The sequence below is a fragment of the Eikenella sp. NML120348 genome (genome assembly GCF_001648435.1).
Lineage (GTDB): Bacteria > Pseudomonadota > Gammaproteobacteria > Burkholderiales > Neisseriaceae > Eikenella > Eikenella exigua.
The window spans coordinates 214,193-228,983 of sequence record NZ_LXSP01000002.1 but is presented as its reverse complement, the minus strand read 5'-3'; the positions used below and the strand labels follow the sequence as shown (position 1 = coordinate 228,983).

At 57.8% G+C, this 14,791-nt stretch carries 14 protein-coding genes; 4 read left to right on the top strand and 10 right to left on the bottom strand.

The genetic code is table 11. The annotated features are described in order from the left end of the window. Window positions 1–160: 160 nt before the first annotated feature. A complete protein-coding gene (locus A7P99_RS04410) occupies window positions 161–2,998 on the bottom strand; it encodes a valine--tRNA ligase (protein WP_067686630.1) in 2,838 nt (945 codons plus the stop codon). Window positions 2,999–3,192: 194 nt separating this feature from the next. Between A7P99_RS04410 and A7P99_RS04405 the strand changes: the two genes are divergently transcribed. From A7P99_RS04405 to A7P99_RS04395, 3 genes are all read left to right on the top strand, one after another. Next, window positions 3,193–3,855: an NAD(P)H-dependent oxidoreductase gene (locus tag A7P99_RS04405; RefSeq protein ID WP_067686628.1), complete on the top strand. Its 663-nt coding sequence runs from the start codon at window positions 3,193–3,195 to the stop codon at window positions 3,853–3,855. Window positions 3,856–3,944: 89 nt separating this feature from the next. Continuing rightward, on the top strand, window positions 3,945–4,841 hold the full coding sequence (gluQRS, locus tag A7P99_RS04400) for a tRNA glutamyl-Q(34) synthetase GluQRS (protein ID WP_067448818.1): 897 nt from the start codon (window positions 3,945–3,947) through the stop codon (window positions 4,839–4,841). A 146-nt stretch (window positions 4,842–4,987) separates the two neighbouring features. Beyond that, window positions 4,988–5,857 (top strand): DMT family transporter, encoded by an 870-nt coding sequence (locus A7P99_RS04395; protein ID WP_067448820.1) that lies wholly within the window; start codon window positions 4,988–4,990, stop codon window positions 5,855–5,857. A gap of 110 nt (window positions 5,858–5,967) precedes the next feature. Here A7P99_RS04395 and A7P99_RS04390 read toward each other — a convergent pair whose 3' ends face one another. From A7P99_RS04390 to A7P99_RS04350, 9 genes are all read right to left on the bottom strand, one after another. Next, window positions 5,968–7,149 carry a phosphoglycerate kinase gene (locus tag A7P99_RS04390; RefSeq protein WP_067686626.1) on the bottom strand — a complete coding sequence of 394 codons (1,182 nt, stop codon included), beginning with the start codon at window positions 7,147–7,149 and terminating at the stop codon, window positions 5,968–5,970. A 225-nt stretch (window positions 7,150–7,374) separates the two neighbouring features. Then, window positions 7,375–7,695: a ribosome hibernation-promoting factor, HPF/YfiA family gene (gene hpf, locus A7P99_RS04385; protein WP_067448823.1), complete on the bottom strand. Its 321-nt coding sequence runs from the start codon at window positions 7,693–7,695 to the stop codon at window positions 7,375–7,377. A gap of 43 nt (window positions 7,696–7,738) precedes the next feature. Continuing rightward, complete coding sequence (gene rpoN, locus A7P99_RS04380; RefSeq protein ID WP_067686624.1) at window positions 7,739–9,109, bottom strand: RNA polymerase factor sigma-54; 1,371 nt, start codon at window positions 9,107–9,109, stop codon at window positions 7,739–7,741. Window positions 9,110–9,127: 18 nt separating this feature from the next. Continuing rightward, on the bottom strand, window positions 9,128–9,862 hold the full coding sequence (gene lptB, locus A7P99_RS04375; RefSeq protein ID WP_067527977.1) for an LPS export ABC transporter ATP-binding protein: 735 nt from the start codon (window positions 9,860–9,862) through the stop codon (window positions 9,128–9,130). 80 nt (window positions 9,863–9,942) lie between these two features. Continuing rightward, window positions 9,943–10,299 (bottom strand): hypothetical protein, encoded by a 357-nt coding sequence (locus tag A7P99_RS04370; protein ID WP_067527979.1) that lies wholly within the window; start codon window positions 10,297–10,299, stop codon window positions 9,943–9,945. A 155-nt stretch (window positions 10,300–10,454) separates the two neighbouring features. Next, on the bottom strand, window positions 10,455–10,835 hold the full coding sequence (locus A7P99_RS04365) for an MmcQ/YjbR family DNA-binding protein (RefSeq protein WP_067448829.1): 381 nt from the start codon (window positions 10,833–10,835) through the stop codon (window positions 10,455–10,457). A 10-nt stretch (window positions 10,836–10,845) separates the two neighbouring features. After that, window positions 10,846–11,364, bottom strand: coding sequence for a lipopolysaccharide transport periplasmic protein LptA (gene lptA, locus A7P99_RS04360; protein ID WP_193563040.1), 519 nt, complete (start codon window positions 11,362–11,364; stop codon window positions 10,846–10,848). Then, entirely contained in the window at window positions 11,342–11,923 is a 582-nt protein-coding gene (lptC, locus tag A7P99_RS04355) for an LPS export ABC transporter periplasmic protein LptC (protein WP_067448831.1), read from the bottom strand. The genes lptA and lptC overlap by 23 nt, the downstream gene beginning before the upstream one ends. Continuing rightward, window positions 11,920–12,468 (bottom strand): HAD family hydrolase, encoded by a 549-nt coding sequence (locus A7P99_RS04350; protein ID WP_067448832.1) that lies wholly within the window; start codon window positions 12,466–12,468, stop codon window positions 11,920–11,922. The genes lptC and A7P99_RS04350 overlap by 4 nt, the downstream gene beginning before the upstream one ends. 636 nt (window positions 12,469–13,104) lie before the next feature. Between A7P99_RS04350 and putP the strand changes: the two genes are divergently transcribed. Then, window positions 13,105–14,622 (top strand): sodium/proline symporter PutP, encoded by a 1,518-nt coding sequence (gene putP, locus A7P99_RS04345; RefSeq protein WP_067448835.1) that lies wholly within the window; start codon window positions 13,105–13,107, stop codon window positions 14,620–14,622. Window positions 14,623–14,791: the final 169 nt, after the last annotated feature.

Here is a 14,791-nt window from a genome sequence, read left to right as displayed (position 1 = left end):
GGTTTTAGCTCTAGATTAAGCATTCTATTTGATTATGCCGTGCCGCGCAATCTGGCCGATAGCTTTGCCAGCGGCATTTTAATCCTATCGAAGCGGCTTGTATAACAGAAGGCTACCTGAAACGGTTTTTCAGGTAGCCTTCTTCAAGCACAGGAGAAGTTTACTCTTTCAACTTCGCCAAAGCGTTTTGCAGCTTGGCCATCTTCTCTTCCAACTCCGCTAAATCGGCTTTGTCTTTTTCCACCAGATGCGCGGGGGCTTTTTCGGTGTAGCCGGGTTTGGAGAGTTTGGCGTTGAGTTTGTCCAAGGCTTTTTGCAGCTTCTCGGCCTCTTTGCCCAAACGGGCGGTTTCGGCGGCTTTGTCGATTTCGACTTTCAGCATCAGGCGCGCGCCGTTGCAGACGGCGACGGGCGCGTCTTCGCTTTCGGGCAGGGCGGCGACTTGCTGTGCTTCGGTCAGGCGGGTCATCATCGGCAGGTATTTGAGGTAGTCCGCCAAGTCGTCCGCGCTTTCGACAAACAGCGGGGCTTTTACGTTGGGCTGGATGCCCATTTCGCCGCGCAGGTTGCGGACGGCGCCAATCAAATCCTGCAACACGGTCATTTGCTCGAAGGTCGTCTGAACGATTTGTTCGCGGTCGGCTTCGGGGAAACGGGCGAGCATGATGCTGTCGGCGGTTTTCGCGTCGCACATGGGGGCGACGGTTTGCCAGAGTTCTTCAGTGATGAACGGGATAATCGGATGCAGCAGGCGCAGGGCGGCTTCGAGTACGCGCAATAAGGTATGGCGTGTGGCGCGCTGGCGGCTGGCGCAGCCGGTTTGGAGCTGCACTTTGGCGAGTTCCAAATACCAGTCGCAATAGTCGTTCCACACGAAGCTGTACAAGGTTTCCGCTGCCAAATCAAAGCGGTAGGTTTCGTAGGCTTGCGTAACCTGCTCGATGGTCTGATTCAGACGACCTATGATCCACATATCGGGGAAGGAGTAGCCGCGCGGTTCGGTGGCGGTTGCGCCGTAGCCGCAGTCTTGGTTTTCAGTGTTCATCAAGACGAAGTTGGTGGCGTTCCAGATTTTGTTGCAGAAATTGCGGTAGCCTTCGGCGCGTTTGAAGTCGAAGTTCACGCTGCGACCGAGGCTGGCGTAGCTCGCCATGGTAAAGCGCAAGGCGTCCGCGCCCATGCTGGGGATACCTTCGGGGAAGAGTTTTTTCGTGGCTTCTTCCACTTTCGGCGCGGTTTCGGGTTTGCGCAGACCAGTCGTGCGTTTCACCAACAGTTTTTCCAAGTCGATGCCGTCAATCAAATCCACGGGGTCGATGACGTTGCCCTCGGATTTGGACATTTTTTTGCCTTCGTGGTCGCGCACGATGCCGTGGATGTACACGTCTTTAAACGGTACTTTGCCGGTGAAGTGGGTGGTCATCATAATCATGCGCGCCACCCAGAAGAAGATGATTTCGTAGCCGGTAACCAAGACATTGGACGGCAGGAAGGCTTTGAGTTCGTCGGTTTCAGACGGCCAGCCTAGCGTGGAGAACGGCACGAGCGCGGAGGAGAACCATGTATCCAATACGTCTTCTTCGCGGGTCAAGCCTGTTTTGCCGGCTTGTTTTTCGGCTTCTTCCTGATTGCGGGCGACGTAAACATTGCCTGCTTCGTCGTACCACGCGGGGATTTGATGCCCCCACCACAGTTGGCGCGAGATGCACCAGTCTTGGATGTTGTTCATCCATTGGTTGTAAGTGTTGACCCAGTTTTCGGGGATAAAGCGTACCGCGCCGCTGTCGACGGCTTTTTTGGCTTTGTCGGCGAGGCTCAAGCCTTTGAATTCGCTGTCAGGTTCGCCGCCGTTTGGCTTGGCGGACATCGTCACAAACCATTGGCTGGTCAGCATCGGTTCAATCACTGAGCCGGTTCGGTCGCCTTTCGGCGTCATCAGCGTGTGCGCTTTGATTTCGACCAACAAGCCTTGTTCCTGCAAATCGGCAACCATTTGTTTGCGCGCGGCAAAGCGGTCTAAGCCTGCGTATTTTTCAGGCAGGGCAAAGCCTTGTTGCGCTTCGCCTTTGAAGTTGAACACTTCGGCGTTTGCCAGCACTTTGGCTTCCAAATCGAACACGTTAACCAGACGCGTGTCGTGGCGTTTGCCGACTTCGTAGTCGTTGAAGTCGTGCGCAGGCGTGATTTTCACGCAGCCTGTGCCGAAGTCTTTTTCGACGTATTCATCGGCAATCACGGGGATGGTGCGGCCGGTCAGCGGCAGGATTAATTCCTTGCCGATTAAATGAGTATAACGTTCGTCTTCGGGATTGACGGCAACGGCCACGTCGCCCAGCAGCGTTTCGGGACGGGTGGTCGCCACGATAACGGCTTCGGCAGGATTGTCCGCCAGCGGATAGCGGATGTGCCACATAGAGCCTTGTTCTTCCACGCTTTCCACTTCCAAATCCGACACCGCCGTGCCAAGCACGGGATCCCAGTTCACCAAGCGTTTGCCGCGGTAAATCAAGCCTTGCTCATACAGGCGCACGAACACTTCGGTCACGGTTTCGGCGCGCACGTCGTCCATCGTGAAATACTCGCGCGTCCAGTCGGCAGAACAACCCACGCGGCGCATCTGCTGCGTAATCGTACCGCCGGAAACTTCTTTCCATTCCCACACTTTTTCCAAGAATTTCTCGCGGCCCAAGTCATGACGGGACACGTTTTGCGCGGCAAGCTGACGCTCGACCACGATTTGCGTGGCGATGCCGGCGTGGTCGGTGCCGGGAATCCAGGCGGTGTTGCAGCCTTTCATGCGGTAGTAGCGGGTCAGGCCGTCCATAATGGTTTGGTTGAAGGCATGGCCCATGTGCAGCGTGCCGGTTACGTTGGGCGGCGGCAGTTGGATGGAAAACGACGGTTTGGTCAAATCCATATCGGGCTGGAAATAACCTTGATTTTCCCAGTTTTGATAGTGTTTGGATTCGATTTCGGCGGGATTGTATTTGTCGAGCATCGGAGGCTACCTGAAAATTATTGGCGTAAAAAGCGAATTATAGTGGAAGCAGGTAGCTTTCAGGTAGCCCGATGCGGGGATGAAGGCTGCCTGAAAACATAAACACTAAAGAGGCTGAAGCCATCTATTTTGACTTCCACCCAGCGCCGCCGCTATCCTTTGTTTTTTCCCACACCTTTATTCAGGAGACCACCATGCCCCACACCAAACAAACCGTCCTCAAAGCCTTTCACCGCCGCTATGCCTGCAAAAAATATGACCCGGCTAAAAAAATCAGCCGAAAAGATTTTGAATTTATTTTGGAAACCGGCCGCCTTTCGCCTAGTTCCTTCGGGCTGGAGCCGTGGCGTTTTCTCGTGATCCAAAACCTTGCGCTGCGTGCCGAGCTCAAACCGCTGGCTTGGGGTGCGGCGGATAAAATCATGGATTGCAGTCACTTTGTTGTGATCCTTGCCCGCACCCAGGCCGCGATGCAGTCGGATTACCGGCACAAAATGTGGAGCGGGGTGCACCACATCCCGCCGCATATCGTGGAAATACGCGAAGGTTTCTTCAAGCAGTTTGCCGAACACAACTTCTGCATCACCGAAAGCCCGCACGCCTTCCACGATTGGGCCAGCAAACAAAGCTATATCGCCCTGGCCAATATGATGACCGCCGCCGCCTTTATCGGCATTGACTCCACCCCGATCGAGGGCTTCCGGCAGGAAGAAGTTAACGCCTTCTTGGCCGCAAAAGGCTTGTTCAATCCCACCGAATACCACGTCAGCATCATGGCCGCCTTCGGCTACCGCAACGAAGAGCCGCGCGCCAAAACCCGCCTGCCGATGGAAGAGATTGTGCAGTGGGTGGAATAAACCTTTAGTTATAAAATTTCAGGTAGCTTGCATCCCGCACAGAGGCTACCTGAAAACCTGCTCCAACGCCGTTAAACCAAACCTTCCCTATGTATATCGGACGCTTCGCCCCCAGCCCTACCGGCCTGCTGCATATCGGCTCGTTGCTGACCGCCCTAGCTTCCTATGCCGATGCCCGTGCGCAGGGCGGCCGCTGGCTGGTGCGGATGGAAGACCTCGATCCGCCGCGCGAAATGCCCGGCGCCGCCGCCCATATCCTGCGCACCCTCGAAGCATTCGGCTTCGAATGGGACGGCGAAGTGGCCTACCAAAGCCGCCGCCACCATCTCTACCGCGCCGCCCTGCAAAGCCTGCAGCAAAGCGGCCTCGCCTATCCCTGCTATTGCAGCCGCAAACAATGGCACGCCCAAGCGCGGCAGGGCGCGGACGGCTTCGTTTACAACGGTGCCTGCGCACAGCTTGCCGCCCCACCGCCCGAAGCCGCCGGCAGAGTGCCCGCCTGGCGGCTGCGCGTGCCGGATGAAACCATCGCCTTCACCGACGGCATCGTCGGCCATTATGCGCAAAACCTTGCCCGCGACATCGGCGACTTCGTCCTCCTGCGCGCCGACGGCCTGTGGGCCTACCAGCTTGCCGTAGTGGCCGACGACGCCGAACAGGGCATCACCCATATCGTGCGCGGGCAGGATTTGCTCGTGTCTACCCCGCGCCAAATCTGGCTGCAACGCTGCCTCAGCTTTCCCACCCCGCACTACGCCCACCTGCTCCTGCTCACCAATGCCGAAGGGCAGAAATGGTCGAAACAAACTCTCGCTCCCGCGCTGGATTTACACCACAAAGAAGCCTTGCTGCGCCAAGTGATGGGCTACCTGAAACTGCCGCCCGCGCCCGCAGTGGATAAACCGCAAGAGCTGCTTGGTTGGGCAGTACAGCACTGGCAGCTGCAAGCCGTACCCACCCGGCCGATAGTGGCTGAGGCTACCTGAAAATCGGATTGGGCGGAGAAACCAAGGTTTTCAGGTAGCCTTCCCGCTTATCCCATCTGTCCCGCCGAACCCCCGTTGCTCCCGCTGCTCGGTGCGGAGTAAACTGCCGCCTTTTTCGCCTGCCGCGCTTCGGCTAAGGAAACACCGTGCTTTACCAAATCATCGCGCTCATTTTGTGGAGCAGCGCCTTCATTGCGGCCAAATACACCTACACCATGACCGATCCGCTCCTGATGCTGCTGTGCCGCCTGTTGCTGGCCTCGTTGTTGGTGCTGCCCGTGGCATTGCGCTTCGGGCGCAGTTTGGAAAAACGGCATTGGCGGCCGCTGCTGTGGCTGACGTTTTTAAACTATGTGGTGGTGCTCGCCATGCAATTTGTAGGGCTGAAATATACCTCTGCCACCAGCGCTTCCACCATCGTCGGGCTTGAGCCGCTGTTGATGGTGTTTATCGGCCACTTCTTTTTCCGCGACTTTGCCCGCTGGTATCACTGGTTGTGCGGGCTGGTGGCCTTTGCCGGGGTGGCGCTCCTGATTGCCGGCAGCGGCGGGGAAGGCGATATTAGCCTGTTCGGCTGCCTGATGGTGTTCGGCGGCGGCGCAGTGTTTTGCACCACCATGCGCCCCACGCAGCGGATGATTGCCGAAATTGGTGCGCCTGCATTCACCTCGCTTTCCATGGCCGTAGCGCCGCTGTTATGCCTGCCGGTTAGCCTAGCCTTCGCCGACAGCTTCCGCATTGAATGGAACTGGCCCGGCGCGCTGGGGCTGCTTTATTTGGGCGTGTGTTGCAGCTGGCTTTCCTATACGCTGTGGAACAAAGGTATGACCAGCGTGTCGGCCAACTTCTCCGGCATGCTTACCTCCTTCGAGCCGGTGTTCGGCACGTTGATGGCGGTGCTGGTGTTGGGCGAACAGGTTTCCGTGTTGTCGTGGCTGGGCATTTTGCTGGTGATTGCCGCCACGGCGGCTTCGGTGGCAATGCCGAAGCTGCTGGCACGCCGGCATATGACGTGAAGCTGGCTGCGGGCAGCGTTGCTGTTGGCATGGTTGATTTACGCTAAAGGCTACCTGAAAGTGCTTCAAAACACTTTCAGGTAGCCTTTTCCTAGGCATTCAAACCGGCATCAACCCGCTGCACGTTTTTCCAGCACGGCCACGCCGGGTAGTTGTTTGCCTTCTAGGAACTCCAAGAACGCGCCGCCGCCGGTGGAGATGTAGCTGATTTTGTCGGCAATGCCGAATTTGGCGATAGCGGCCAAGGTGTCGCCGCCGCCGGCGATTGAGAAGGCGCGGCTCTCGGCGATGGCTTCGGCCATCACGCGTGTGCCTTCAGCGAAACGGTCAAACTCAAACACGCCCACCGGACCGTTCCACACAATCGTACCGGCTTCGCGCAGCAGCGCGGCAAGCGAGGCGGCGGATTGCGGGCCGATGTCGAGAATCATATCGTCTGCGGCCACCTCGGCCACGGCTTTGGTTTCGGCGGCAGCATCGGCGGCAAAGGCTTTGGCGCACACCACGTCTTGCGGCAGCGGCACGGCGCCGCCTTTGGCTGCCATTTTTTCAGCCACGGCGCGGGCTTCGGCAGCCAAATCGGCTTCGGCCAAGGAGTTGCCGATTGGCTGCCCGGCGGCGAGCAGGAAGGTGTTGGCGATGCCGCCGCCCACGATCAGCTGGTCCACTTTATCGGCCAGGCTGTTGAGAATGGTGAGCTTGGTGGACACTTTGCTGCCGGCCACAATCGCCACCAGCGGGCGGGCGGGGTTTTTCAGTGTCTTGCCCAGCGCGTCCAATTCGGCAGCCAGCAAAATGCCGGCACAGGCAACAGGTGCGGCTTCGGCCACGGCCACCAGCGAGGCTTCGGCGCGGTGCGCGGTGCCGAAGGCATCGTTCACATAAATATCACACAACGCGGCGTAGGCCTGACCTAGCTCAGCATTGTTTTTCTTCTCGCCTTTGTTCACGCGCACGTTTTGCAGCATCACCACTTCGCCTAGCTGCGGGCGCGGCGGGTTTTGCTGCCAATCGCTGCTCACGGGCACGGTAAGGCCGAGCAGGCTGCCCAAATGCGCGGCCACGGGCGCGAGGTCGTCTTCGGGCTTGAACTCGCCTTCGGTGGGGCGGCCGAGGTGGCTCATCAGGATAACGGCCGCGCCGTTTTCCAGGCAGTAACGTACGGAGGCGAGCGAAGCGCGGATGCGGGTGTCGTCGCCGATTTTGCCGTCTTTAATCGGCACGTTCAGGTCGGCACGGATCAGCACGGTTTTGTCGCGCACGTTTTGTTCGGTGAGCTTGAGGAAAGACATAGTTATCTCTTTTAGTTTCAGTTATTTGGTTGGAAAAATCGAGCGACTGCGCCAGCCGCGTAAAACGCAGCCATTATCTTATAAACGGTTGGGCGGTGCAAACGGGAAAAATGGTTTGGGCCGCGCTAAAGTTTGCGTTTTCAGGTAGCCTTTCACAAATTCTCTCTTGTAAAAAAGCAGGCTGAAAAGCCTGCTTTATCTATACCCAATCGGGCGATTCAACGTTTATTCAACACTCAGCTTACCGCTGGGTTCAACGCGGTGCTGCTGTTTTTTCTCTTTGTGTTTGAGTACGGCGCGGTCGAGTTTGTCTACCAAGAGGTCGATGGCGGCATACATGTCTTTGTCGGTTTGATCGAGGTGCAGATCTTTGCCGGCCATATGCCAATCCACTTCTGCTTTCTGCACCAGTTTGTCCACCGACAGGGTAACGGTGGCGGAAATCACGTTGTCGCTGTGGCGGACGATGCGCTCGAGTTTACCGTTGATATAGCCTCTCAGAGCATCGGTCACTTCGATGTTGATTCCGTTGATTTTCAGGTTCATAGCTCACTCCTTTACAGGTGGGTTGGCTGCGCGCAGCAGCAAGCTAGGTTTTCTGCTTGCGTTGGTGCGCAGGCGGGAAATTGAGTTCTTCGCGATATTTGGCTACGGTGCGCCTGGCGAGCACGATGCCTTGCAGGGCGAGCCTCTCGGACATGGCTTGGTCGGAGAGCGGCTTGCATTTGTCTTCGGCGGCAATCAGGCTTTCGATAAGGGCTTTTACTGCGTTGGCGCTGATGCCGTCGCTGTCTTCTTCGCTGCTGTAGGCGGCTGCCTGGCTGAAAAAATAGCGTAGCGGAAATACGCCTTGCGGGCAAGCCAAATATTTTTGGTTTACGGCGCGGGACACAGTGCTTTCGGCTAGGCCGAGGTTGGCGGCGGTTTCTTTAATGGTGAGTGGCACGAGACCGATGGCGCCGAAGGAGAAGAAATCGGCCTGACGCTCTAAAATGGTTTCGGCCAGCCGCAACACGGTGCTTTTGCGCTGCTCCAGCGAGCTTAGCAATACTTTAGCCTCATTGAGCTTTTGTTTCAACTCCGGTGCTTCACTGCCATATTCGGCGAGCAGGTCGGAATATTCCTGATTGAGCTGCACCTGCGGCCAGGCCTGGCGGTACATGCCCACCGTCCATTTGCCGGTTTCGGGATCGGGGCGGATCCATACGTCGGGATCGACGTATTCGGTGTGGCCGGAACCGGAAAGGCCGTAGGCGGGGAAGGGGTTGAGGGAGGCGACGAGGGCTTGGGCGGCTTCGATGGTGGCGGCGCTGTATTGGGGGAATTTTTTGCGCACTTGCGGCGGCAGGCTGCTTTTGGCGATGTCGGGCAGAAAGTGTTTCACCAGCTGCACGGCGCAGAATACGGTGTCGTCCGGCTGCTGCCGCGCCAGCTGGAGCAATAATGATTCGCCCAAATCGCGCGCGCCCACGCCGGCGGGATCGAACTGCTGCAAATGGCGCAGGGCTTCGGCCATGTCGTCTTCATCGAGCATCCATTCCAGCGGGGAGTTTTCCACAATGTCGGTGAGGCTGTCGTTCAGGTAGCCTTGGTCATCGAGATAATCGATCAGCAAATGCACGCGGGCCGATTGGTCTTCGTCTAGCGGGTGTTCGCACACTTGCTCGTGCAGCATGCGGCGGAAATCGGCTTCGTCGGCCACGGTTTCCCACACATCGCTCTCTTCCATGCTGTTGGTTTTACGGGTAACCGGTATGGCGGCGGAATAATGGGGTTCGGGCGCGCCGCTGTCGGCCGGGTCGTATTCCGGCCGTTCGAGCAGGGGGTTGTCGGCCAGCCAGCTTTCCACTTCTTCGGCCAACTCCAGCGACGACATATGCAAAATGCGCAATGATTGCTGCTGCTTCTGATTGAGCTGCTGGGTTTGGCGCAGTTTGAGTTTGACGGATTGCTGGGTCATTTGAGGCTACCTGAAACCTTAGTAATCGAAGTTTTCGCCCAGATACACGGCGCGTACTTCTTCGTTTCCCACCAATTCTTCTGGGCGGCCGCTGGCCAGCACGGCACCGTTGTTGATGATATAGGCCCGATCGCAGATGCGCAGGGTTTCGCGCACGTTGTGGTCGGTAATCAGCACGCCGATGCCGCGCTGTTTGAGGAAGTTGATGATGTTTTGAATGTCGATAACGGCAATCGGATCAACGCCGGCGAAAGGTTCGTCCAACAGGATGAAACGCGGACTCATGGCTAGCACGCGGGCGATTTCCACGCGGCGCCGTTCGCCGCCGGAGAGGGCGGGGGCGGGGCTTTGCCGCAGGTGGGTGATGTTCAGGTCGCCCAGCAGGTCGTTGAGGTGCGATTCGATGGCGTTGCGGTCGGTTTCGTGCAATTGCAGGATGGCGCGGATGTTTTCTTCCACTGTCATCTTGCGGAAAATCGAGGCTTCCTGCGGTAGATAGCCCAGGCCTAAGCGGGCTCGCTGATACACGGTCATGTGGCGCAGTTCGTGCTCGTCCAACCGGATGGTGCCGTGATCGGCAGCCACCAGGCCGACAATCATGTAAAAGCTGGTGGTTTTGCCTGCACCGTTGGGGCCGAGCAGGCCGACTACTTCGCCGCTTTCGATATCAAGCGAGAAATCCTGCACCACTTGGCGCTGTTTGAAGCTTTTGCGCAGCTGTTTGACGCTGAGGCGGCTGTGCGGTGTGGTCATGGTTTGGTTTTCCCTAGTGTTTGTTGGGTATCACGGGCAGCACTGAGGCTACCTGAAAAATAGGGCTGCCATACGCGGTTTCAATGTGTGGCAGGGTTTTGTAGCTGCATCATTTGGTCGCACTGCACCTGCAACACGCCCGGCACGCGCTCCAAGCGGCGGATGGCCTGCGCCATATCCTGCTGCGGCGGGATGCGGGCGGCGATGCCGTTGATGTTTGTATAACGGTACACCAGCTCGGCCTGCATTTCGCGCGCGGCCTGAAGCAGCGGCTCCGAGCCAACGGCGGGGTCGTATAACACAATCAGCACGCGGTTGGCAGCTTGCTGTTCCAGCTGGGCGCCGGACATGTTTGGTGCGGCGGTGGCGGCAGGCGGCGGGGCGGTGCAGGCGGCAAGCATGGACAAGCAGGCGAGGAGGAGGGCGCGGATATTCATGGTTGCTTGGTTTTCAGTTTCAGGTAGCCTGTGCGGCGTGGGGCTACCTGAACATCCTGTTCAGCGCAGAAAAAGGTGTTTTATTTTTTCAGGTAGCCTCAAATTCGGGCTGCCTGAAACTGTTTAAGACTACCTGAAACCGGTATTACAGGCTTTCAGATAGCCTGTTTCCTGATCTTGGCTTTGCCCTGCGTGAGACGGAAGCTGTCGTCGATCAGTTGGCGGATCAGCGCGTCGTCGGCCTGTTCCAATTCGATGCTCAGCCAGTGTTCTTTGCTCATGTGGTAGGCGGGCAGGATGCCGGCTTGGGCGCGCATGGCGCCAATGTGTTCGGGGCGGCATTTCACATTGAGTAGGGGCACGGTACGGCCGGAGGTGCGCCCGAGTTTTTCCGCCGGCACGGGCAGGTACACGCCAAACCATTTGCGGCTGCCGCTGTGGCGGAATACGGCGTATTCGGGGAAGCGGGAAAAGGGATGGTCGGGCACGGCACGATAGCGTTCGGCCATCTCGGCAAACAGGGTTTCGGCCTTCATCCCACCTCCGTTATTTCTGCTGCGGCTGGATGGTGATGCTCACGCGGCCTTTGTTGGCGTTACTGCGGCTGCCGCCCAGCACGGTATAAACTTCGGTACGGGTGTTGTAGGTAATGGTGTCGCCGCTGGCTCGGTCGCCGCTGCGTTCGAGTTTGGCGCCGCCGCTGAGTTTCACGATGCCGGTGGCGGATTGGTATTCCACGCGGGCGGCCTGGCCTTTCACGGTGCCTTGGCGGTCGAGCTGCTGGCCGAAGTGTACGGGGCTGCCGGAGGCGGTCATGGTTTGCGCGCCGTCGGTGGCTTTCACCACGCGCACCTTGGCGGCGCGGATATACATGGTGCCCTGCTGGATAACCACGTTGCCGGAAAATTCGGTGTTGCGGTTGCCCTGGTCGAGCGAGCCTTGGTCGGCTTCGATTTGGATGGGCTGGTTGCGGTCGGAGGTGAGCGCAGAAGCCGCGGCGGGCAGCAGCAAAGCAGCAGCAAGAAGGAGGGCGCGGGCGGGTTTAATGTTGTTGTTTGGGGTCATAAATCACGGCCTTAATGCGGGAGGAGAGGTTGAGCAATCCTTGTTTGTGGTTGTAGGTCATGCCTTGGGCGGTGCCGTGGGAGGCGCCGTATTGATAGTTCACCAAATCTTGGGTGTGGGCGGTTTGGGTTTGGGTGTTGACGGTGAGGCTGTTGGTTTCGAGGCGGCCGGCGGGCTGGCCGTTCATGGCGGGTTTGTCGAACACCACGTTTTTCTCGAACACCACTTGGTTTTCACTGCCGATATAGTGCGCCTGATCGGCGCTGATGCGGTACACCATCTGCCCGCCTTGCGAAAACATCACGTTGGGCTTGGCTAGGTAGCCATCTTGGCGGTTGGGGAACTGCCAGGCGTGGGTGGCGGTGAGCTGTTGGGTCAGGCTGCCGTCGGCGGCGAAGCGGCGGCCTCGGATGCCGAAAATCTGGTATTGCGGCTCGTGCGGGTCGAGCGGGGTATCTGCGGTTTCGAGTTGGCTGATGCGGTCGAGCCAGAAGCTCACGCCGCCGAGCGCGAGTGCCAACACCAGCGGAAACCACCAGCCGCCGAATCGTTTAATCATTCTGTGTATTGCTCCCAAGCGGTTTTCAGGTAGCCTTTGGCCTGCATGATGACTTCGCACAATTCGCGCACGGCACCGGCGCCGGCCGGGCGGCGGGTGATGTAGGCGGCGTGCTGCAAAACCCATTCGTGCGCCTCGGGCACGGCGGCGGGCAGGCCGCAGCGCACCATTACGGGCAAATCCACCACGTCGTCGCCGATGTAGGCGCATTCGTGTTCGGCCACGCCGGCGGCTTCGCGCAATTCGGCGTAGGCCGCGTGTTTGTCGCTGATGCCTTTGAAGTAGTGATGGATGCCGAGCTGTTTGGCGCGCACGGCCACAGAAGGGGCATCGCGGCCGGTGATGATGGCGGTTTGTACGCCGCATTGGTGCAGCATTTTGATGCCGTGCCCGTCGAGCGTGTGGAAAGACTTGATTTCTTCGCCGTTGTCGCGGATGAAGATGCGGCCGTCGGTGAGCACGCCGTCCACATCCATAATCAGTAGTTTGATTTCGGCGGCACGGCGGCGCAGGTATTCGGGCAGTTCAGGCAGAATAGGGCTCATGCGGCAGTCTCAATTTCGAATTAGACCAATGATAACATGCTCTAGCACGGGCACAAACCCGTTCGGCACGGTTTTTGCTTGGCGGGGCAGGGGAGAGGCTACCTGAAAACGTAAAACAGTTTTCAGGTAGCCTCTCCGGGTTTACATTTTGCCTGTGCGGTTTGTTTCAATGGCAAGTTTTGCGCCTCATCAAAGCTCGCGCTTTAGCCTCGCAGAAACCACTAGCCTTGGCTTAGCCAAGACATCGTTTAAGCTCCTGGAACTGCGCTTTCAGGTAGCCTTATATATCGCGCCGTCGGGGGGGCTAGTCCTGACGGCATCTTTGCCAAACAGGCATTATTTTCACAATAAGGCCGGACTAGCTCTCTCTGATCAAGCTAACTCAAGGGAGCTTTTTTCCATGTCTTATCAACTTCCAACCTATCCTAATATCACCGCCTACTTAGGCCAGCAATCAGGCGATCTTTCTCATTCTTAAATTGCATTTATCCTACTTTCCTATTGCAAGTTTTTTATACATATTGACTGCTTTTGTTGTTTCCCAGTATAAGCGAAACCAAGCCGCTTACTTTTGCAACAGGCAGCCACATCTCAAGTTGCCTCGGGGAAATTAAAGAAAATAATAAGGAGCAGCTCATGAACCCGATGTATATCACCTTCGGCATCTATCTGGTTGCCGTTCTGTTAATCGGCCTCGCGGCCTATTTCTCCACCCGCAATTTCGACGACTATATCCTCGGCGGCCGCAGCCTAGGCTCGTTTGTTACCGCCATGTCGGCTGGAGCTTCAGATATGTCAGGCTGGCTGCTGATGGGCCTGCCGGGCGCAGTGTATTTGAGCGGCCTGAGCAAATCTTGGATTGCCATCGGCCTGATTATCGGCGCGTATCTCAACTGGCTTTTGGTGGCCGGGCGGTTGCGTGTGCACACTGAATACAACAACAATGCGCTCACCCTGCCCGATTATTTCCACCACCGCTTCGGTGCGCACGGGCAGGCGATGAAAGTGATTTCCGCGTTCATCATTCTGTTTTTCTTCACCATTTACTGCGCCAGCGGCATTGTGGCCGGTGCACGCCTGTTCCAAAGCCTGTTTACCGACATGAGCTACACCAGCGCCATGTGGCTGGGCGCGGGCGCCACCATTGCCTACACTTTCATCGGCGGCTTCTTGGCGGTAAGCTGGACAGACACTGTGCAGGCCGCGCTGATGATTTTCGCCCTCATCCTCACGCCGGTGATGGTGTATTTGGGCGCGGGCGGCGCAGATGAAGTTTCCGCCCTCATCCAAACCGCCGCCGCTGCCAACGGCAAGGAATACGGCAGCCTGCTGCACGGCACGACCTTCATCGGCATCATTTCCACCGCCGCCTGGGGCTTGGGCTATTTCGGCCAGCCGCACATTCTGGCGCGCTTCATGGCCGCCGAAAGCGTGAAATCGCTGGTGGGCGCGCGCCGCATCGGCATGACTTGGATGATTTTGTGTTTGGGCGGCGCGGTGGCCGTGGGCTATTTCGGCATTGCCTACTTCGGTGCGCATCCCGCCGATGCCGCCGCCATGCAGGGCAACCACGAGCGCGTGTTCATTGCTTTGTCTACCCTGTTGTTCAATCCGTGGATTGCCGGCGTGATTTTGAGCGCGATTCTGGCTGCCGTGATGTCTACCTTGTCTTGCCAGCTTTTGGTGTGCTCCAGCGCCATCACCGAAGACTTCTATAAAGGCTTCCTGCGCCCGAACGCGCCGCAGAAAGAATTGGTGTGGGTGGGTCGCGTGATGGTTCTGGCCGTGGCCGTTATCGCCATCCTGATTGCCGCCGACCCCGAAAGCAAAGTGCTGCAACTGGTGGAATTTGCCTGGGCAGGCTTCGGCGCGGCATTCGGCCCCATCGTCATCCTTTCCCTGTTCTGGAAACGCATGACCGCCAACGGCGCATTGGCAGGCATGATTGCCGGCGCTGCGGTGGTGGTGTTGTGGGTGCAGGTGGTGAATCCTGCGCTGGCCAACGCCGGCATGGCTACACTGTATGAAATCGTCCCCGGTTTCATCGCCTGCGGCCTGACTGCCGTGGCTGTATCGCTGGTTGGCAAAGCACCTTCCGAGGAAATCTGCCAACGCTTCGAAAAAGCCGATGCGGATTACCGCGCCGCAAAATAAAGGGCGGCAAAAGGCTACCTGAAAAGCTTTCGGTAGCCTTCAAACTGCCCGTATCAAAAGGCTTCAGGCTAGCTGAAACCGCTCCCGGCCTTTTCAGGTAGCCCTTAACCGATTAACCACCCCCTCCCCTGCCAAACATTCTTTCACATTATCCGCAGTTTGGTTTATG

Bases quoted from the DNA above. Each gene is read 5' to 3' on its own strand.
- A7P99_RS04410 (WP_067686630.1), bottom strand. From the start codon at position 2,998: ATGCTCGACAAATACAATCCCGCCGAAATCGAATCCAAACACTATCAA.
- A7P99_RS04405 (WP_067686628.1), top strand. From the start codon at position 3,193: ATGCCCCACACCAAACAAACCGTCCTCAAAGCCTTTCACCGCCGCTAT.
- gluQRS (WP_067448818.1), top strand. From the start codon at position 3,945: ATGTATATCGGACGCTTCGCCCCCAGCCCTACCGGCCTGCTGCATATC.
- A7P99_RS04390 (WP_067686626.1), bottom strand. From the start codon at position 7,149: ATGTCTTTCCTCAAGCTCACCGAACAAAACGTGCGCGACAAAACCGTG.
- hpf (WP_067448823.1), bottom strand. From the start codon at position 7,695: ATGAACCTGAAAATCAACGGAATCAACATCGAAGTGACCGATGCTCTG.
- rpoN (WP_067686624.1), bottom strand. From the start codon at position 9,109: ATGACCCAGCAATCCGTCAAACTCAAACTGCGCCAAACCCAGCAGCTC.
- lptB (WP_067527977.1), bottom strand. From the start codon at position 9,862: ATGACCACACCGCACAGCCGCCTCAGCGTCAAACAGCTGCGCAAAAGC.
- A7P99_RS04370 (WP_067527979.1), bottom strand. From the start codon at position 10,299: ATGAATATCCGCGCCCTCCTCCTCGCCTGCTTGTCCATGCTTGCCGCC.
- A7P99_RS04365 (WP_067448829.1), bottom strand. From the start codon at position 10,835: ATGAAGGCCGAAACCCTGTTTGCCGAGATGGCCGAACGCTATCGTGCC.
- lptA (WP_193563040.1), bottom strand. From the start codon at position 11,364: ATGACCCCAAACAACAACATTAAACCCGCCCGCGCCCTCCTTCTTGCT.
- lptC (WP_067448831.1), bottom strand. From the start codon at position 11,923: ATGATTAAACGATTCGGCGGCTGGTGGTTTCCGCTGGTGTTGGCACTC.
- A7P99_RS04350 (WP_067448832.1), bottom strand. From the start codon at position 12,468: ATGAGCCCTATTCTGCCTGAACTGCCCGAATACCTGCGCCGCCGTGCC.
- putP (WP_067448835.1), top strand. From the start codon at position 13,105: ATGAACCCGATGTATATCACCTTCGGCATCTATCTGGTTGCCGTTCTG.